Source organism: Paenibacillus sp. FSL R10-2788 (genome assembly GCF_038003885.1).
In the GTDB taxonomy this organism is placed as follows: domain Bacteria; phylum Bacillota; class Bacilli; order Paenibacillales; family Paenibacillaceae; genus Paenibacillus_AQ; species Paenibacillus_AQ odorifer.
On the sequence record NZ_JBBOQA010000001.1, the window covers coordinates 2703990 to 2721363 of the forward strand.

At 38.8% G+C, this 17374-nt stretch carries 23 protein-coding genes and 2 pseudogenes; 12 read left to right on the forward strand and 13 right to left on the reverse strand.

Annotated features, from left to right (window positions below; genetic code table 11):
- Positions 1-223: 223 nt before the first annotated feature.
- Positions 224-493, forward strand: coding sequence for a hypothetical protein (locus NSQ50_RS11740; RefSeq protein ID WP_340949479.1), 270 nt, complete (start codon positions 224-226; stop codon positions 491-493).
- Here the strand turns inward: NSQ50_RS11740 and NSQ50_RS11745 are convergent.
- Positions 483-1160 (reverse strand): DUF1796 family putative cysteine peptidase, encoded by a 678-nt coding sequence (locus NSQ50_RS11745; RefSeq protein ID WP_038574383.1) that lies wholly within the window; start codon positions 1158-1160, stop codon positions 483-485. The genes NSQ50_RS11740 and NSQ50_RS11745 overlap by 11 nt on opposite strands.
- Positions 1161-1323: 163 nt before the next feature.
- On the opposite strand from NSQ50_RS11745, the gene NSQ50_RS11750 reads away from it, so the two are divergent.
- Positions 1324-1530: a hypothetical protein gene (locus tag NSQ50_RS11750; RefSeq protein WP_340949481.1), complete on the forward strand. Its 207-nt coding sequence runs from the start codon at positions 1324-1326 to the stop codon at positions 1528-1530.
- A 129-nt stretch (positions 1531-1659) separates the two neighbouring features.
- Positions 1660-2301, forward strand: a complete 642-nt coding sequence (locus NSQ50_RS11755; RefSeq protein ID WP_038570174.1) for a uridine kinase family protein — start codon at positions 1660-1662, stop codon at positions 2299-2301.
- Between the two features lie 141 nt (positions 2302-2442).
- Here NSQ50_RS11755 and NSQ50_RS11760 read toward each other — a convergent pair whose 3' ends face one another.
- Positions 2443-5004, reverse strand: a complete 2562-nt coding sequence (locus NSQ50_RS11760; RefSeq protein ID WP_081386924.1) for an Ig-like domain-containing protein — start codon at positions 5002-5004, stop codon at positions 2443-2445.
- On the opposite strand from NSQ50_RS11760, the gene NSQ50_RS11765 reads away from it, so the two are divergent.
- The 5 genes from NSQ50_RS11765 to NSQ50_RS11785 all read left to right on the forward strand — a co-directional run bounded on the left by NSQ50_RS11765 (position 5003) and on the right by NSQ50_RS11785 (position 7993).
- On the forward strand, positions 5003-5236 hold the full coding sequence (locus NSQ50_RS11765; RefSeq protein WP_340949485.1) for a hypothetical protein: 234 nt from the start codon (positions 5003-5005) through the stop codon (positions 5234-5236). The genes NSQ50_RS11760 and NSQ50_RS11765 overlap by 2 nt on opposite strands.
- A 16-nt stretch (positions 5237-5252) precedes the next feature.
- The gene (locus NSQ50_RS11770) at positions 5253-6044 is read left to right on the forward strand and encodes an AraC family transcriptional regulator (RefSeq protein ID WP_076147206.1); all 792 of its coding nucleotides are present in this window, start codon (positions 5253-5255) and stop codon (positions 6042-6044) included.
- A 5-nt stretch (positions 6045-6049) separates the two neighbouring features.
- Positions 6050-6646: a DJ-1/PfpI family protein gene (locus NSQ50_RS11775; protein ID WP_076224054.1), complete on the forward strand. Its 597-nt coding sequence runs from the start codon at positions 6050-6052 to the stop codon at positions 6644-6646.
- A 369-nt stretch (positions 6647-7015) separates the two neighbouring features.
- Positions 7016-7480, forward strand: a complete 465-nt coding sequence (locus tag NSQ50_RS11780; protein WP_076224008.1) for an NUDIX domain-containing protein — start codon at positions 7016-7018, stop codon at positions 7478-7480.
- A 78-nt stretch (positions 7481-7558) separates the two neighbouring features.
- Positions 7559-7993: a hypothetical protein gene (locus tag NSQ50_RS11785; protein WP_081384456.1), complete on the forward strand. Its 435-nt coding sequence runs from the start codon at positions 7559-7561 to the stop codon at positions 7991-7993.
- 32 nt (positions 7994-8025) lie between these two features.
- On the opposite strand, the gene NSQ50_RS11790 is transcribed toward NSQ50_RS11785, so the two are convergent.
- The gene (locus NSQ50_RS11790; protein WP_081386702.1) at positions 8026-8985 is read right to left on the reverse strand and encodes a hypothetical protein; all 960 of its coding nucleotides are present in this window, start codon (positions 8983-8985) and stop codon (positions 8026-8028) included.
- A gap of 134 nt (positions 8986-9119) precedes the next feature.
- On the opposite strand from NSQ50_RS11790, the gene NSQ50_RS11795 reads away from it, so the two are divergent.
- Positions 9120-9359 carry a hypothetical protein gene (locus NSQ50_RS11795; protein WP_036686008.1) on the forward strand — a complete coding sequence of 80 codons (240 nt, stop codon included), beginning with the start codon at positions 9120-9122 and terminating at the stop codon, positions 9357-9359.
- 67 nt (positions 9360-9426) lie between these two features.
- Here the strand turns inward: NSQ50_RS11795 and NSQ50_RS11800 are convergent, their stop codons facing one another.
- On the reverse strand, positions 9427-9558 hold the full coding sequence (locus NSQ50_RS11800) for a hypothetical protein (RefSeq protein ID WP_256717407.1): 132 nt from the start codon (positions 9556-9558) through the stop codon (positions 9427-9429).
- 220 nt (positions 9559-9778) lie between these two features.
- On the opposite strand from NSQ50_RS11800, the gene NSQ50_RS11805 reads away from it, so the two are divergent.
- Genes NSQ50_RS11805 through NSQ50_RS11815 form a run of 3 tightly spaced genes read left to right on the forward strand, consistent with a single transcriptional unit; the run spans position 9779 to position 10616 of the window.
- Positions 9779-9976, forward strand: a complete 198-nt coding sequence (locus tag NSQ50_RS11805) for a hypothetical protein (RefSeq protein ID WP_370510578.1) — start codon at positions 9779-9781, stop codon at positions 9974-9976.
- Positions 9977-10004: 28 nt separating this feature from the next.
- Positions 10005-10277, forward strand: coding sequence for a hypothetical protein (locus NSQ50_RS11810; protein ID WP_340949493.1), 273 nt, complete (start codon positions 10005-10007; stop codon positions 10275-10277).
- 12 nt (positions 10278-10289) lie between these two features.
- Complete coding sequence (locus NSQ50_RS11815; RefSeq protein ID WP_036686011.1) at positions 10290-10616, forward strand: YolD-like family protein; 327 nt, start codon at positions 10290-10292, stop codon at positions 10614-10616.
- Positions 10617-10778: 162 nt separating this feature from the next.
- On the opposite strand, the gene NSQ50_RS11820 is transcribed toward NSQ50_RS11815, so the two are convergent.
- The 9 genes and pseudogenes from NSQ50_RS11820 to NSQ50_RS31585 form a co-directional block, all read right to left on the reverse strand.
- Positions 10779-11606, reverse strand: coding sequence for a hypothetical protein (locus tag NSQ50_RS11820; protein WP_038570183.1), 828 nt, complete (start codon positions 11604-11606; stop codon positions 10779-10781).
- Between the two features lie 371 nt (positions 11607-11977).
- Positions 11978-12199 (reverse strand): hypothetical protein, encoded by a 222-nt coding sequence (locus tag NSQ50_RS11825; RefSeq protein WP_141240305.1) that lies wholly within the window; start codon positions 12197-12199, stop codon positions 11978-11980.
- A 394-nt stretch (positions 12200-12593) separates the two neighbouring features.
- Positions 12594-13124 (reverse strand): GNAT family N-acetyltransferase, encoded by a 531-nt coding sequence (locus tag NSQ50_RS11830; RefSeq protein ID WP_076224005.1) that lies wholly within the window; start codon positions 13122-13124, stop codon positions 12594-12596.
- A gap of 192 nt (positions 13125-13316) precedes the next feature.
- Positions 13317-13568: a DUF3951 domain-containing protein gene (locus NSQ50_RS11835; protein WP_036686019.1), complete on the reverse strand. Its 252-nt coding sequence runs from the start codon at positions 13566-13568 to the stop codon at positions 13317-13319.
- A gap of 617 nt (positions 13569-14185) precedes the next feature.
- Positions 14186-15271 (reverse strand): hypothetical protein, encoded by a 1086-nt coding sequence (locus NSQ50_RS11840; RefSeq protein WP_081386923.1) that lies wholly within the window; start codon positions 15269-15271, stop codon positions 14186-14188.
- 143 nt (positions 15272-15414) lie between these two features.
- Positions 15415-15540 (reverse strand): hypothetical protein, encoded by a 126-nt coding sequence (locus NSQ50_RS11845; RefSeq protein ID WP_256717054.1) that lies wholly within the window; start codon positions 15538-15540, stop codon positions 15415-15417.
- A 370-nt stretch (positions 15541-15910) separates the two neighbouring features.
- A complete protein-coding gene (locus NSQ50_RS11850; protein ID WP_038570197.1) occupies positions 15911-16096 on the reverse strand; it encodes a hypothetical protein in 186 nt (61 codons plus the stop codon).
- Between the two features lie 187 nt (positions 16097-16283).
- Positions 16284-16379 (reverse strand): annotated as a pseudogene (locus tag NSQ50_RS11855) (dihydrodipicolinate synthase family protein); the annotation flags it as partial.
- A 133-nt stretch (positions 16380-16512) separates the two neighbouring features.
- Positions 16513-17312, reverse strand: a pseudogene (locus NSQ50_RS31585) (ATP-dependent DNA ligase).
- Between the last annotated feature and the right edge of the window lie 62 nt (positions 17313-17374).

Here is a 17374-nt window from a genome sequence, read left to right on the forward strand (position 1 = left end):
TATATATAGAAAGGAGTATTATAGAATTCGAGACTTTTTATTCCATTATTTTCATAGAATATGATCTATACTGATCAAGATTGTCGAATACATAGTTTTCCTGCGATTACCCAAGAAATAATTTGTACGGCTCTAAGTTTTAGGGGAGACCACAGAAAGAATTAGGAGATGTATGATGCGAAAAAAGAAACTAGCAATCCTCACCATTTGCTGTGTCTTATTCATGGCGTGTATTCAATCGGGATCTGTCCTTGCGGATAAAGGAAACGGAACAGTAGTAGATAGTAGAACCAAGGAAAGGCTGATGGAGAAGTATGATCTTGTAGAGCCTGAACCCGCAAATCCAGCAGCGCATGGGAATCAATACGATTTTGGAATTAGTAACCCTATTTCTTTATTGGTCAGCATCAGTAGGCTGTATTTGTATCCATATGTTTTTGCAGCACAGGAAATAATTAATCATTTGATCGATCAAAGCGAAATTAGTTATTAGTTACTTGTATGTCCTTCAAAATATAATCCCAGCTATCATAATCGTTCATATCCTCAGGAACTTCTAACACACAAATATTATTAATATTCCAACTTAATTCTTGTACCGAGGTTGCTTCACGAACGGGATTAAGAATAAGAATAATAAATTCGTTCGGTTTTAATAAACCAGATAAAATCGATTGTAGCTCTACAGCCTGTTCATATGAGGCGGACCATCTAATGAATAAAGTTTTTTTACTGGTGATTAACTTGTCCCAAAATCTATTAATTCGTAATTCCAGCTTCGCTTTATACGAAGGATAGGTTGTAGACCAGTGTTTACCTTGGTGGATTGGAAAATCATGAACGGAGATAATGTTATATAAAGTATCCTGAATAAAATAGGATTTCACTAATGCATTTTTGTTCCAATTAGGATAGACTGGTATTCCATCCTCCAGAAAAAAATGTGTTTCATCAAGGATTTGCAGATTTATTAATTCCATGAAATTTTGAAATCTATTCTTATACAGTCTATTTACATCAGCCAATGAATAAGAAACCATCCAGTCGAGTGGCATGGAGAATTTCCTCAAGCTATTTCTTTGCAGATTTATAGCAGGAGCACAAGACATCCCTAAGCTTACTATTAAATCATAGCTTTTTTTCACAGCTTGTAATTTCATGGACGCACCCATTTTCAATCAGATTCAGTTCCTAATAAATTATATACACCATTTTCTAGGAATGATTGGACTTTAAGTGTAATGAGATACACAGAAAAAAGAGAGCAGCAATTTCACTGCCCCCTAAACCTATTAGTTACGTTGTAACAAAATATATCCGCTAATGTTTGAAGTCTTTTTACGAAAGACTACTTTAAAACCAACATCGTTGTCTAATAAGCAAGCCAAAGCGGTGTTAAGCAATCCATTGGGTCTCAAGCTAGGTCTGCAAGGCACGGCATTTCCAATAACACGGGCGGCAATAATCCTACGTGCTGATCCAGCAACCAAAGGATTTCTGCTCCAACTGATCAATACTAAATCAGGCTGACGAGTAGCCATGGAAGATCTACCCCTTTCTATTAAGTTTCTTTATATAAAATGCACCATAGATTTTAATGTGCTAAACCATAGCGGAGTAAGGAATACATAGGATCGAGTAGGGAGAGGGGCGAATAATATGGACAAGGTGTTACATAAGATAGCTAATTTGATTAGCGGTGAGGCTAATAGAATCATCATTGGGATTTCGGGTCATGGTGCATCTGGAAAAACAACATTTGCTCATAATCTTTTAAAGCTTTTGCAGCAGGATGATGTGAATTATATTAATACAGACCCCTATATTGTTGAATCTAGTCTTAGAAAATACACTTCTATCGACTATGAATATAAGAATGAACATTACCACGATAAAGTGACAGCTTGTCATCCTGCTGCTCATTATATATCTGCTTTAGAGAGAGATATTCATATGTTGAGGGATGGGTTGGATTTTTACACCATTGGCACGGACTATACAAAAAGTATGTTCATATCTTCACAAAACAAGATAAATATTGTAGAAGGCATGAGCGTTGCTTTTACTGACCCAAATTTGTATGATCTGAAAATCTACTTATATACGGATGGAGAAACCGAGTTGGTGAGAAGGAGTATACGTGATGTTTCTGAAAGAGGAACGGATATAAATTATTTAAGAAAATCCCATGAACAGCGTAGGATGCAATATGAGTTGTTTATGCATTCTTATCATCATAAATTTGATATCGTTTTAAAAAACTCCAATGAAGAGTATGTTCTTGAAAAGGGAACGTTGTAAAGTCAGCTTCATTCTCGTGGAGTAAAAACAGTGAACAGCGAATCAGGCAATATATTGTGTTGGTCCAGTCGGATATCAATAAAAACACGGAAGCCGCTTTACTGGCTTCCGTGTTTTTGGAACTGTGTAGATGAACAGACGCTATTTATTTACCGCTGAGTCACCTATTGGAGTGAATGTATTCTCCACAGTAATGTTAGAGAACTTAGCATAGTTCAGTTGCTCAATCTTATTGGCAACATCATTACTGTCAACGGCAAATCCGACATATACCGAACCATCCATAGCAATAGTTCGCTCGCCAATTAGCTTCCAGTCTTTTCCGTCCGTTGATCCGTAAGCATAAAAAACATCTCCCTTACGGCCAAGTTTGAGCCAATACCCTTGCTCCACACCATTTATTTTGAACGGAATATCTGGAACAAGTTGAATGCCAGCTTTTTCAGCAGCTGATACGCTGTCTAAAGTTTCAGTTAATTCATCAAATCCTCCGCCCTTAATGTTTCTGCCCGTCAGATAAGATGACCAGCTGGTTTCTTTGGACAACTTCACATAGGAGATACCAAGGGCCGCCGCGGCACTGTCTTTATTCAAGTCATCGCGGATCATTAGCCCGGTGAAGGCATGGTTGTCAACGGCCCCGATTTCTTCGAGCTTCGCGGTAAATTCCATATCTCCGTTCATTTCTTTATACACGAAGTGGAAGTCATCTTTGGTTGCATTGTTCGCTTCAGAACGTTCTGTGCCACCTTCACTTTTTCCAAGCTTTCCGTTGCCTTTAACGGTAAGCACATCATTTGTCATACTTCCGGAACCCTTAATGTACGGATCACCGATATCTGCTGTAGTCCAACTCTTTCCAGCCAGGGAAGAGGTAGCGGTATTGACATGAATGTTAGCAGCTGTGGTCTGCGTCTCATTTCCTTGGGTATCGGTCACTCTTGCAGAGATATAGTATGAAGCATCCGTTAAATTCTTGAGGGTATACGTATATGTGTTGCCTTTTTTGACTGCTTCCCCAAGATATTTAGAGCCATTATATACAGCAACTTTTTTTATTTTGTTTCCGGAATTAGGGGAAGCGTTAATTTTAACTTCGACCTCTTTCCCGGTAACAAATTGTGCATTGTTTTCTGGCGCCAAAAGCTTAGCAACGGGGTTGTCGGCGACGTGTTTCATATCAACTAGACCGTTAATATAAAGCTCAAGCCAGGTGTAACCATTTTTAGTAACCGTTTTGTATGCATCCTTGATGCCCCAGATTTTATTTTTCTTTTCCCACTTGTCGTCTATTCCGTTTTGATTAGTGTCAAATTGCTTATCATATTGTGCCTCAATGACGCCAAAGTCTGAAATGTAACCTCCGACTTCATGTTCAGTGTTGATATATCTTCCCGAGTTCTGCTCGACTTCTGCCACAATTCTTGCATCGATAGCATCGCGACGCGGATAGGTAGCTCCCGCTTGTTGCAGAATGCTTTTTAATAGTGATTCATTCGCTTGCTTTACGCCGGACTTAACATAATTATCAAATGCTTTATTGGTAATACCATGGTTAACTCCAGTACTGTCCGCGGAAAGATATGGTGTGGCTGCAAGGGTCGTCTTTTGTTCACCACTCTGTACACCGGAAAATTTCACATAATCTGAAGAATCATTCAGTAAGCCTGTGAGCTTGCCGTTAATTCTGTTTCCAGCGATGTAGAAACCGCCCAGCTTGGTAGCTTCACCGGCATCAATGACTCTGTTAGTTACATTATCTCTTGTACCTGGACCGGCAATTTCGATATTGTTCATAAAGTTAGTAAAAGTAAAACCTCCGCCATAAGTGCCGTTAAAGCCCCAATTGTAAATTACATTGTTCGAGAACTGAACAACCGCCACATGATCAGCATCTGCAGCACCTGCGTAACCGCCGCCTAGTCTTGGGTTTCGCGAGGTATGGTTCGCGTACAGATTGTGATGGAATGTTGTTTTGTCTCCGCCTGAAATACCACCGTAGCCATGTCTTCCTTTGGAATGCCCGGATAGAGTCAGACTTTCGGAAATAATGGACCACTGGATCGTGCCATTTTCGCCTCTATATAAAGATAGAGTTTCATCTGTGTTCCAACTGAAGGAACAATGGTCAATGAGGAAGTAGTTGTTGTCTCTCCCCCAAAGCGCATCCATTGAATCGCTGCCATTATACACATTAGTGGCACCCGGACGGAAAGAGGTGTAGCGTATGATGATATTCTCTGAATTGCTGATATTGGTATCCCAACCTGCAATGGTAATTCCGTTGCCTGGAGCGGTTTGCCCAGCGATGGTCAGGTTTTTAATATTATTGAGACTTAACGTGCTCTTCAGTTCAATCGTTCCGGAAACATGAAAAACAATTGTACGACCCTCTTTAGGAGTAGATAAAATCCCATAGCGAAGGGAGCCTGCAATCGGTTTGTCTTTTACAGCGTAATCTTCAAGGGTAGTTACGATGTATACATCGCCTCCTCGACCACCGCTCGTATAGGCGCCGCCACCTTCCGCGCCAGGAAAAGCAAGAATAGAGGCACCCGCAAAACTTTTGTCTCCGTCTGTCTGCCCTGAAGCTGCAAGTGTGTGACCTCCTAAAAATGAAAACGCTACCGAAAAACTCAATAAGACACCCATAACCTTACCTGATTTTTTACTCTTCCATTTCATCTTTTTGACGTATAACATGGATACAGTCTTATCGCTGAATGCTGTTCCTGTTATACTTCCTCCTCTCAGTGAAATGTTACTGGTCTGCGACAAGCAGCTTACTGGTAATACTTTAAAACTTTTAGGGCGTATTTACCTGCCAAAAAAATCTTTTTTTGTGCCAACTATTGCTCTTTGGTTCTTGCGCAAACGAACAAATTCATATTATGTTCTTAGTATTACAGCAGCTATAGTGCTTGGCATTTCATGACGATAGGGAGAAAAACATGAATATTAAATATCAGCATCGTGACCAGGCGTTTCACTCCTTTATTTCTACCAATAACACTTATCCTCTTCATCTACACAAAAATGTAGAGATAACAATGGTTTTGTCCGGCAAAATCAATATCAACATCAATGGAAAAGAGTATGATTTGTCTGAAGGAGACATAGCGATTATTTTTTCCAATCAACCTCACAGCTACAAAACCATAGAGAAAAGCCAGATCCTGCTGTTCTTTTTTGACGCCACGTTTCCGGGGGATTTTGCGGGGGATTTGCTTAATCATGTTCCGGATAACCCTATAGTTTCGAAACAAAAGGTGCTTCAAGATCTGCTGGAAACCTTGTATAAACTATATAAAGAACAATGTGATGTTCGTCTGCTCAAGGCTTATACCTCTGTAGTATTAGGGCACGCGCTGCCGTTACTGCTAATGAAAAAAGTAGACTACAAAAAAGAAATGGATCTCGTCCCCAAAATCCTTGCTTACATCGACATGCATTTTTTAGATCACATAAATCTGGATACGCTTTCAAGAGAGCTTGGCATTAGTAAATTTATCATTTCCCGAATCTTTTCTGAGCAGTTTCATATTTCATTTCGTGATTACATCAATGGCCAACGGGTAGCCTTTGCTCATATGCTGCTGTTATCCACTACCCATCCGGTCACGGATATTGCGTTTGATTCCGGATTCAACAGTTTGCGCTCTTTCTATCGTGTTTTTAAAAATGAATACGGGATAACCCCCAATGAATTTCGCCGAAAAGTATCGAAGGAGTGTGTAGAATGAAAATGCTGAAGATGGCTTATATTCTATTTGACGGGATGACTACGTTAGATTTTGTTGGTTTTTACGATGCGGTTACCCGGATGGGAGTTCTAAAGGCGATAGAAAATGTATCGTGGGATTTTTGTTCCAACAAGGAAGAAGTCACGGATGATCGAGGATTGACGTTGAAAATAAACCAGGTTTCCCCTGATCTGTCAGCCTATGATTTGATATTTATCCCTGGAGGGTTATCCACTCGACAACTTAGATTCGATACTGATTTTATAACATGGATTCAGACTGCTCGAGAGGTTGATTACAAGGTGTCAGTGTGTACAGGGGCTTTGATTTTGGGAGCTGCCGGTTTCTTAAATCAGAAGAAGGCGACTACCAACCCTTCTGCATATGAACTATTAGCACCTTATTGTTCCGAAGTAGTTAAGGAACGGTTCGTAAGGGATGGAAATGTTTTTACTGGGGGAGGAGTAGCAGCTTCAATTGATCTGGGTTTATATTTCATAGAATCGCTTACTAATGAAAATGTAGTTCGAGAAATTCAAGAGAAGATGGATTACCCATATTACAAGACAATTAACCCTTCCAAAGGGAGACCATACCTATAAAAGATGGGAATTAATGATATAATATCCAAAGTGAAATAATTAAGGTGATGAATAGAGGCGTAAGTATGTTGGACACAAACTGCCAGTTTTTCCTTTTCTATTTATTTCGATAAAAAGTCAAAAGGAAAAGTATAAACTTGAAGTACTAGATGATAGTGTAGTAATCGGTGAAACAAATATTATGTGTGATTCCTTGAAAAAAATTGTGATTCATAATCCTATTTCAATATTTTTTTCATATGATTCCGGCTCAAAAAAAGAAAAAAATAATTACGATACAGGTAAATAAGGATGAAGCAAAAGATCGAAAAACAATATTAGAAGAGCCACTTAGTCCCAGAAGAGATGTTGAAGATATGAGGTGTCACGATGAAGATAGGGAAACCGATTAGAAAGAAGGTATACGGATTTATTTTGCAAGACAATGAAGTTGGAGAAAAGACCTTATTAGTCTATCTTAATGAACCAGAAGTACCCTTTAGATTAGTAGGTGGAAATATCGATGCCGGGGAAACAGAAGAAGAAGCGTTATTCAGGGAAATTCAAGAAGAAAGTGGACTTAAACAATTTAAATTAGTAAAGAAAATAGGCACACAATATTATTATAAGGATTTTATAGATGCGAATGTCGAAAGACATGACTACCTTCTAATTCCAGAAACGAGATTACCTGAAAAGTGGAGCTTCACTGGAGAAGGAGAAGGTGAAGACTGTGGGACTATTTTTAACTACCAATGGATAAATCAAGATGAAATATACTTATTAGACAAAGAGTTTAGAGAATACATGACGGAAGATTACATGCAAGAATTATTCAGCAAGGTAAAAAGGTAATCCATCTAAACCAAGTGCGAAATGATAATTTGAAAAATCGGCTGTAAGTATAAAAAGCATAAAGATGGTGGGATTGTTTTGCGTGCAGTTAAGCCTATAATGTTATGGTTTATTTCGACGATTTTATTCACCCTGGCAGCCTTTGGATTGGAGCTTTGGGAAGGAAATAAAATAAGTACAACAGAATATTACGGTTTTCAAAACATTGGGTTTGCTTTTATTTTTCTGATGTTCCTTTTTTCAGTTCTTCTTTACCCGGTTATACTGCTTCCTTTATCATGGGTTATTCGAAAGATAGTTAATCCTTTAATAAGCCGCATAATGATATTCTTATTGAGTGGTATTGCGGGATATGGTTTCTTTTACGAGGTGTACGATGAACGCTTTATACGGGAATACCATTTGAATAGTAGTACAGCTATTGTTTTTTTCGGAATTGCTGGTTTCATTTATGTTCTGGTGGATTACTATTTTGAGTCGCAAGCCATTAAAGCCGAACAAAATCCCTGCTAACCGTGGCGGCCGGCAGGGATTTTATTTTTAATCTAAGAATTGGGTAATTTGTCAACCTCATCAGTAAAGGCTTCCAAGTACTGGGTGAATATTCCTGTATCTATTTTGGTGGTTGCATCATTTGCAATAGGAGGCGTATCTTGGATTTGTTTGTACATACGATCCATCTCACCCGTGAGCTTAGTCCAGATGCTTTTAACTGAATCATATTTTGCATCAAGGTTGTTGATATAATTATCGTACTCCATTTTTTGGTTCATCGCTTTTGCTAATTGCTCGATTGTAAAATCTATATCTATTGTTTGACCCGTAGAGCCAGTTCCTGAACCTGCATACCAGCTGATATCAACAAATCCATCATTCCAAATATCTGAAACGACAAAATTACTGATTTCTTTAAGCGTCGCTTCAGGAGACTGTTCAGTTGTACCTGCATTACCTGAATCTGAAGTATTAATTACAGGTTCCTTAAAGAGTTTCCTCACTTCGTTAAATGCATCCTTGTCCTTGTCATTAGACGAATATCCCCAACCAACTTTATCATCCTTAATAAAAATGATAAGTTCGCTATTGGAGGAAGACTTCTCACCTTGGATAAGCACGAGTTTATCTTTTCCGCCATCTTTGTCCGTATAATCAGCTGTTTCAATTACTGTAGGATTCTTAAGTTTATTATTCTCGGGTGTCTCAGTAGATTCAGCCATTTGGAAAATGGGTTGTACATCTGGAAGTATATTTTCGGATACGAATTTCTTTTTCGCTTCGATATCTGAACCATTGAGGAAAATCTCCACATAGTTGAGAGCCAGTTTCTCGGAAGCTGTAAGTTTCTTTTTTGGCTCAGGAGTGGGCTCTGAAGGGCTGGCTGTTGCTTCGGACGGTGTAACTCCTGTAGACGTTGTATTTTTTTTCTCTGAATTTGTTGTGGAACTACCACATCCTGAAAGGATTACAATAGTTGCCACGATGCATAAAAAAGCTTTTTTGTTCAATCTTATATCCCCCTAAATCTGCTAATAATTGCTAGTTGATTCTACCAGATATAGGAATAGTAATCTATGAATTTTAATTTATGACGGAACCAATATATTAGATTAGCGTGTTTTATTTTTCGGAGGTGAACATTTTGCTGAAAGTACTAAGGGTGTGCGGTATTTTATTCAGTGCAGCAACAATCATTCTGGGAATCACATTTTTCCGCGGTCAGGATCAAGTGATAATCTCTTGGACTATGCTGGGGATGTGCGGAGCTTTAATATTTAATGGAGCGGCATTGTATTTGAAAACTAAAGATAAAATGGCTGTGCTATCCTCGATTGTTGGGATTGTACTGTTAATAGTCTCGCTTACTCAGTTTCCTTTTTGAAAATTAAAAACAACCTCGTCAACCTTAATGGGTCGGTGGGGCTTTTTTACGTTATTTTCCTTTATATTTATTTCTTTTTCTTCTTTGTGGGTCCGATCTGGCGTCTTACCTTATCGTTCTCATCTACCTCAATAATATAAATCTCCTTCACTGTACCGGAGAGAGTAAACCATTCACGCATAGCTTCAACCTCAGTCATCGGTCCTAATATTCGTTTCCCCCTATAACATATAAAAAACACTCATACTCCTTAGTTTGTTTGCGGAAATGCAATAAATGCTTATAAAACAAATTATAAACCTGAGCGATGACTTTGTATGTAATAATTCATGCCTGGCGGGATATTTTTACATTGATTAACGAACGTACGTTTGGTTATAATACAAACAAATGTTCTTATCCTTGGAAGGTGAGTAATTATGCAAATAAGAATCGGTCAAACCATTGAAATAGTGTACCAAGATAAATCAGGTAAGATATCTCAACGTAAAATTGAAGTGAAAGGGATTCGTGGAGAATATATTCGCGCAACTTGCTTATCAACCGGAGCTCCGCGCGTATTTCTGGAGGCTAATATTCTTGCTTGGCAGCCTGTGCAAATGAAGCGACATGCTTAGTGACACCGCCCGAAAGCTACTAATGATCATGCGCCACTCTGCCGTGCATCATGCTCATATGCCAACTTTACAGGAGTTAGAAATCAAGAGTGGACGGACACCAAGTAAGATCATTAGTGGGCTTAGGGAATTAGTTAACGAAAAATATATAGAATGGACCCCGCACACTCCACCAGAGAGCGCCCGAATTATTGAAGGCTGGGAAAGGATTGACCCTAGGTTTAAAAAGAAAAAGTCAGAGCCACAAGAGCTCCAGTGGGGGATAGATGGTAGTAAAACGAATTACTGGACGGATTATTAGGAGGGCAACTTCATGATGAAAAAATTAGAGAACGTATGGGAGTGTAGCAGAATGATATTGCCCGAACATAAAAACCGGATTATAGATGACAATAATGAGCAGGAACGTCGTGAAAAACCCACTCTAGATCTACAGGAGATAGAGCGCTTTGAAAAATTGTTATATCGTTCTATGGAAGAGCACAGCCCGATTACACTCACTCTGTTTGATCCCATGGAGAATATATTAAAACGAGGTATCGTGATGAAACTGGATAAACAACAGGGAATTAAACTCCGCTGGTCGGAGGATGAGTGGGATTGGTTCAAGATGGAGGATGTTATTGCAATAACTACATAATTCACTTAATAAAAAACAGGTTAGGAGCAATCTCCTAACCCGCGCTGTACTTCTGATATTAATGTTCTGCTCCGTGGAATAAGACCACTGGTGAGGTACTTGGCAGTGCTGGCGCAATGCTGACGATAGTGAGGACCAACAATAAAGAGACGGCAAATTTTTTCACAGAGACTCAACCCTTTCTTTGAAATTTATTATTTTCTCTTCAAAATCTTTAATCTGAGTAGCATCAGCACATGAACGTAATGATTCGAAGTATACTACTGCTTGTTTAAAGATTTTATCAGAGTTTGTGACCTCTGCAGAATCTAATAATTTCATGCTATATTTGATAGCTGTATTATAATCTTGAATTTTTGTTTTATATCTGATCATATTAATAAAAAAAGTTTCTTGGTAGGAATTTATTATAATTTCATCAGCAGCGGTATCCTCAAATTTTGAAATTCTATTAGAGAAAAGAGCTAAATGAGATTCAATGTTTAAATCAAAATTAGTAGCTGCCTTTAACAAAGTTATTAGTCCTGGTAGAACTTCTTTAGAGTTGGATAAAAGGAACGAAACATAGCGATCTATGAATTGAATATTTCCAGAAAGCACTTCTACTTCTAAAAGATTTGGTTCTGATATGTACTTATAATAGGCTACCTCATTTAATCCTTCAGCATCTAATCCCTTGAACCAACTCAAATCGCTATAAGCTTTAATGTAAGTTCGAGCTTTATCATAATTTTCAATTTCTTTGTGGGCTAGTCCCAACATAAGCAAGCTGTATCCATAATAATAAATTAAAGGTCGTTGGTGTTTTAGTTCCAGTTCATTATTGTGTGTGTAATTATTATAAATTTGAGTTATTCGGTTGAAAAAGGTATCTGCTAGTTTTAGAAGATTGGGCCAGCTTTCAAAAGAATATATCATTTTAAGAACTTTTACGGCTGGATCAAGATCTAGAAGATTTATATCTAAATCTAAATCGATATTTCCATCCAACAGCCTCACCTGCCTTTATTTTACATAATATACCTGTATTATACAATGTAATCAATAGATGGTCAATTAAGTGCTCCATATAAAAAATAGATGATTAATAGGGACCAATAAAGTAAATCTATCCATTGTTGCGCCATGATGTGTGCCGGGGTAAGCTTTGGCCCGATGGCACTGACACGTACTGCGTATGGCTAGGTTTATTAAGGGAAGTGAGACGTTCGGGGTAAATCTACTGTCTAGTGAATATTTCGTCAGTAAGCGAGAGCCCGCGACCCAAGCGGTCGCGCTCCCGTATTTCCGAGTTATTTTCGTCGAGGTATTGAAGTAACGGAAACGGAACGCTGGGCTGGTGAGGTATGGTAGTAGTAGAATTACCGCTCTAGATGACCACATAAAAAGTCATATAGATTATGTAATGCCTCAAGAATAGCAGCAGCTACGACATAAACTAAAAGGTTGCTATTGATTAAATCATTTACCGTATTATGTTTTGTGAGTACAAACTGGAAGAATGTGTACATCGCAATTGTTGCATATGCCGCAACCTTGGAAATATTAAATAACTTATCAAAGATCATTAACAGGGCGTCCACCTCCTTAAGGAATAAATATTATCAATAAATATCTAATTTGATTATCTGTATACAGAAGCACAGCGCTGCTGGCAGAAGGCGGCTAAGCTCGATCCGGAATCGGCTGTGTCGAGATTTTATCTGGCTATCTTTTCGGTAAAGAGGTGTTAATTTACTGGTTTCAAAAAAAAAGGGCTAGGAGAGTCTGTCTAGCCCTCTACGTTTGGAAGATGTGACAACAGTTGCTCTACTTAATACACAGTACGAAGATACAGATCATTAAACGAGTAGGAGTATCCCTCCTCTCCCAAAGGGTATGACGAAGTAGACGCAAACTATTCATTTAGTTGAGCAACGTGAAAATATAGTAAATAAAAAGCCTACACCATAAAAATGTAGGCCCACTCATTAAAAGTTACTCTGTTACTAATTTTGAGAAAATGCATAAATCAATAAAATTTCCCTTGGATTTTTCGCACTTTCTCATTGTTCCTTCGAATGTATAGTTTAACTTTTGCAAAACTCTTATGGAATTATTGTTTTCGGGTTCGACTTTTGCTTCTATCCTGTTGAAATTTAAAGTGTTGAACGCATAATCCATCAGAGATTGAATGGCCTCAGGAGCATATCCCTTGCCCCAATAATCTTTACTAATATCGTATCCAATCTCTGCTTTAGCGTTTGAAGAATCTATAGAATTATAACCGCAGGAACCAATTATGCGATTTGATTCTAACTCGATTATGGAATAACGAATAGCTTTGCTTTCCAAAGACAGGTTATTAAGAATTTTAATCATTTCTACTGCTTGGCTTTCATCAGTGAAACTATTGATATTCATAAACTTTGTAACCTCAGGATCAGACCAAATGTTAAACAAACTAGCAGAGTCAGATAATTTCATTTTTCTTAATTTTAGTCTTTTGGTTTGTATTTCTGTAATCAATATATTACCTCCATTATCTATTTATTTTGGGGTTAAGATATCGATATCTGCGCATAGTTCAGTCCCTTCAATATTTAATTCAACACTATTATAACGTAAGAGTTTTTTTATGTCACAGTACGAAGATACAGATCATTAAAGGAGTAGGAGTATCCCTCCAAAGGTTATGAAGAAGTAGCAGCCTATTGCGCATCAGGGAAGAGAAGGTCGTCGTTTTGATAACGAAATGATGTTTTTATCCTTATCATCACCATGGTCCGCATTTTCTTCTATCTCTTTTTTCTCATCGTGAAACTCAACAGGAGATTGGGCCGTGATGTAGTCAAATGGAGTGTAATTATTATTTGGTAATTTTCTTGTAAGGATTACCTTTACAATGATGATTCCTAATGAGAGATAGAAAATCGCGCCTACTCCAGCCAACATGAATAGTACTAATCTCATTGTTAACACCGCCTTTGTTTGATTTTATAATCAAATGTTAATATTTACAAGAATCAGGCTGCTGAGTACTATTCATTCGACTGAGATTTGATGCACAGTAGGAAATGCTTGGGCCACTAGATTTTACAAATGGTGGAACCTTCGAACATACGGATGAAGTGTAGCACAATAGTCATACCTACACATGAAATGATTTGACAGTTATAAATATTAATTACTTTAAAGCATCACAGAAAGGTTGTTTTACAGACACCATACTCATATGGATATCCGATCTCATCTATAAATGTAACCTCTGCACCATATCGACAGATACTGCTCTTAGAGACAGAACCTTTAATGTTGTATATTTCATCTACTGTGCTTCTTGGTAATAAGATAGGTTTTTAGATATATCAGTTTCTAACGGTAAGACCAATTTTTATGTAGTTACTACATTGAATAATAATGGAAAGTTAAGTTTCAAACGAAGCATCAGCTACCCCTCAGAAGGCAGATCAACCTGAACCAGAACCATCTGATGTTCGCGCAATACTCACAATTACATTAATAACTGGTCTTGAAAAAGTCAGTGTGGCGGCGGTGCCCCGACTGCTGTATTTCTGTAACGTTTCCGCTTAATTGGCTTTGTCAGAAGCTTCATAGATTAGGCAACGAAGGGTCTGATCGGGATAGCGGAACTCCGCGATATAGCTACTTCCATCTTCCAACAACAGTTTAACATCCACCATTCCGCGTTTGTTGTTAAACTCGGTGTCGGTTAGATAAGCTTTGACAATGGTTCTTGTTTCTCCCTGTTTGTCCGTGATGACCTGCACGGCTTTATTAATCCAACTGGCATCCTTCTGGATGGTGCCGGCTGCGTCGTCGTCGATGGGAGTTCTCTTCAGTGCCAAATTAATGGCTGTCGTATCCTCTACGGCACCGGTTGTTGCATTAATCAACACATCATATTCCCAGAATACCTCGCCTGATCCGAGCAGGGTAAGATTCTTGTAAGGAGCAAAATGAACTGTCCAGGTTGGACGTTTGTTTAGTCCCAGCTCAATCAGCATTCCCGATGTTTTTAGCTTGGACACGTCGGCATCGAACAGCTTGCGCACACTGTCAGAGGCCAGTGCCTCAGCTTCAACCTGGCTGATTTTCTGAGGCTGAAGCTGAGGCACAGTCGGATTTCGTTTGGACACGAAGTAATTCAGCCGGTAGTACCAGTCAATCAGCTGTAACAGTTCCTCATCAGTCATACTCCTCTCCGGGTAGGTGTACGTATTGGTTTCTAAATCTAGATACATATCTGCTTGTCCAGCCTTTAACGGCAGCTGCTGCTTGGGGCGGAGGCCGTCATACACATACTTATCGTCCAACACTTGTCTGCGGTTGATTTCGGATTCGGTTTGTTCCCGACCTGAAATATGGGGATCTTCTGCCTTGTCTATAAAGTCATAGATTTGCTGGATTTGCGCCGCTGTCATCTGTTGATACAGGTCTTGTTGTATGGTGGATACCGGCGCCGGCGCCTCCACCTTTAGCACGGGTATCGTGCTTTCGCTCAAAGCCAGCCGGTTACTGCCCTGAATTGACGAACTGTTCTTGGCGAAAACTACGGAATTCATCAGGCTGGGGACGATCAGAGCACTGGCTGCAAGCACACCAGCTGAAAACAGGATAACAACTAATGTAGCGAACCGCTTTTTCTTGTTCAATCGGATTACCTCCATTGGGATCTAAGATGATGAATCTTTATACATCTTAACACCAAGTTATTATAGAATTAGGAGGATAGTTGTTATGGAGTTGTAAAAAGATCGGATACTTCCCCTCCACCAAGGACAGTCAGGAGTTAATCTCAATTTTGTCCACGTTCTTCTTCAAGAGCCACAGCTACAATGCAAGAAGTGTCTTTACAATAAAAATGTGCCAGAAGCGGGAAGTGTTTACTTAGTATCGTATTTACATCGATGTGATTAGTCATAACTTTTCACCTAATTGTAAGTATGATTCGTGGGATAATTACATGAACAACAATAAAGTTATTAAGAAGGACTTTAAAGCAGAAAAACGATTGGTTGCGAAGAAATAGATAGTTCGGAGAACAAGGAGTTTTTGTACTGATGAACAATAAAGATTTTCAATACAGAGAGACATACTTTATTGTGGGGAATCCAGCAACTCTATGGATACTCATACTTGGATTGGTTTCGTTTGGAACAAGATCCAATAGGTCATCTTATGGATTATGGTGGGATTGTAGAGGGGGATACACCGGATCTATTAAACTAGCTGGATCTCATTTTGTTTGGGAGTGATTTGAATTTATAGCATGCATTAAATAACCTACGATATCACACTTCTTTAATCCGTTTGATCGCCCAAGAAGGAAAAGAAAATAAACCACTCTTAGTTCTTATTGTGAAGTAACCTGAAGAGTCGCTCTCCTGACAAAAACCAACATATGTCTCTCCACTGACTAAATGTATTTGTAGTTGTAATTCTGTTTCAATTGCGTGAAAAATCAGTGTGAGATTCATATTAAAGCCCCCTTGCATAAGATGATTATATTCATAAAATACCCACTTCATTGTTAATGAACGCAAAATAGTTGACAATTGACAATGTTGTAATATTTTAAGCGTGATTTTGGCATAAGCATGTCTATAACAAATACCCCGTCAATCACTTAAGGTTGACGGGGTACTTGTTATATTGATGAAAACTAACGACCAAACGCTCCCCTCTACTAAGATACGCATAGTTTCCAGTTGATCCCAGTACACCAATTGAGTCTACTCCTGCCTTTACCATTTCTTTAATAAAAAAAGGGACCAATTTTAGAGGCTAGGTGTTGTTAAAAATTATGAATTGCCACGTTTGTCCCGTAGTGATTTAGATTCAGAACAAACATAAAATAACCTGTCAAGCTTATGCCTGAAGGGTCTATTAGTGCTTATACGATAAACTCCGTAAACACTGGACTCCGGAGCATGCCGGATTTAGACCAGTTCCTCATTCGCACCTTTGCTCTTAACCGTGGTTCTAAATGAACTAACTCCTTATCCTCACCTTTAATTAGTTGCGGTGCTACAACTCTGAATGCCTGTTTATGAATTGGTGAAGCACCGAGTTCAATAATCCCAGCTGGACGTAGTTTTCTGGATGTACTGGATGGAACAGCAGCCAGCCAACCAAATTCTTGTTTGCGATATTCGGTTATGAAAACATCAGCATAGGTCCAATTGATGACCTTTTGCCATGCGTGAGAACGGCGGCCAGTCTCATATACGCTATTTTTACGTTTACCCACTAGCCTTCCTTACCGCGAGTTTCGATCTGCTCAAACAATGCCTCTCCAGCACCTTCAACGTGAGGCGCTACTCCAAAGCTATCAGACGGTAGAGTTAACCCCGCCAGTATCTCCTTATGGCTCATCAGGGGCAATCCATGCAGATCCTGATCTTTGTACATTAAGATATCAAAGATGGCGTAATACGCTGGGAGTGTCCCAGTGAGTTGAGTTATTTTATCAGCTCGTCTCGCTTGAAAACGACTCATAACAGATTCGAAATCTGATACTCCGGTTGTAGGATCAACACAAGCTACTTCACCGTCTAAAACAACATCGTCCGCAAATGGGAGATGTAATTAGTTTCCGGACTCTTGAGAATAAATAAGACGATGCCCATCTATCTTTGGTTCATATATGTAATCGCTGTGACTGAATGGTCCGGTAGCAGTTTGTAATAACATAAGTGTAGGTGTTATAAACGTACAAAACCTCCTCCATCCAATTATAGCTCTTGGCTACTAAG

Bases quoted from the DNA above. Each gene is read 5' to 3' on its own strand.
- NSQ50_RS11740 (WP_340949479.1), top strand. From the start codon at position 224: ATGGCGTGTATTCAATCGGGATCTGTCCTTGCGGATAAAGGAAACGGA.
- NSQ50_RS11745 (WP_038574383.1), bottom strand. From the start codon at position 1,160: ATGAAATTACAAGCTGTGAAAAAAAGCTATGATTTAATAGTAAGCTTA.
- NSQ50_RS11750 (WP_340949481.1), top strand. From the start codon at position 1,324: ATGTTTGAAGTCTTTTTACGAAAGACTACTTTAAAACCAACATCGTTG.
- NSQ50_RS11755 (WP_038570174.1), top strand. From the start codon at position 1,660: ATGGACAAGGTGTTACATAAGATAGCTAATTTGATTAGCGGTGAGGCT.
- NSQ50_RS11765 (WP_340949485.1), top strand. From the start codon at position 5,003: ATGGATACAGTCTTATCGCTGAATGCTGTTCCTGTTATACTTCCTCCT.
- NSQ50_RS11760 (WP_081386924.1), bottom strand. From the start codon at position 5,004: ATGTTATACGTCAAAAAGATGAAATGGAAGAGTAAAAAATCAGGTAAG.
- NSQ50_RS11770 (WP_076147206.1), top strand. From the start codon at position 5,253: ATGAATATTAAATATCAGCATCGTGACCAGGCGTTTCACTCCTTTATT.
- NSQ50_RS11780 (WP_076224008.1), top strand. From the start codon at position 7,016: ATGAAGATAGGGAAACCGATTAGAAAGAAGGTATACGGATTTATTTTG.
- NSQ50_RS11800 (WP_256717407.1), bottom strand. From the start codon at position 9,558: ATGACTGAGGTTGAAGCTATGCGTGAATGGTTTACTCTCTCCGGTACA.
- NSQ50_RS11805 (WP_370510578.1), top strand. From the start codon at position 9,779: ATGCAAATAAGAATCGGTCAAACCATTGAAATAGTGTACCAAGATAAA.
- NSQ50_RS11810 (WP_340949493.1), top strand. From the start codon at position 10,005: ATGCGCCACTCTGCCGTGCATCATGCTCATATGCCAACTTTACAGGAG.
- NSQ50_RS11815 (WP_036686011.1), top strand. From the start codon at position 10,290: ATGATGAAAAAATTAGAGAACGTATGGGAGTGTAGCAGAATGATATTG.
- NSQ50_RS11835 (WP_036686019.1), bottom strand. From the start codon at position 13,568: ATGAGATTAGTACTATTCATGTTGGCTGGAGTAGGCGCGATTTTCTAT.
- NSQ50_RS11845 (WP_256717054.1), bottom strand. From the start codon at position 15,540: ATGACTAATCACATCGATGTAAATACGATACTAAGTAAACACTTCCCG.
- NSQ50_RS11850 (WP_038570197.1), bottom strand. From the start codon at position 16,096: ATGAATCTCACACTGATTTTTCACGCAATTGAAACAGAATTACAACTA.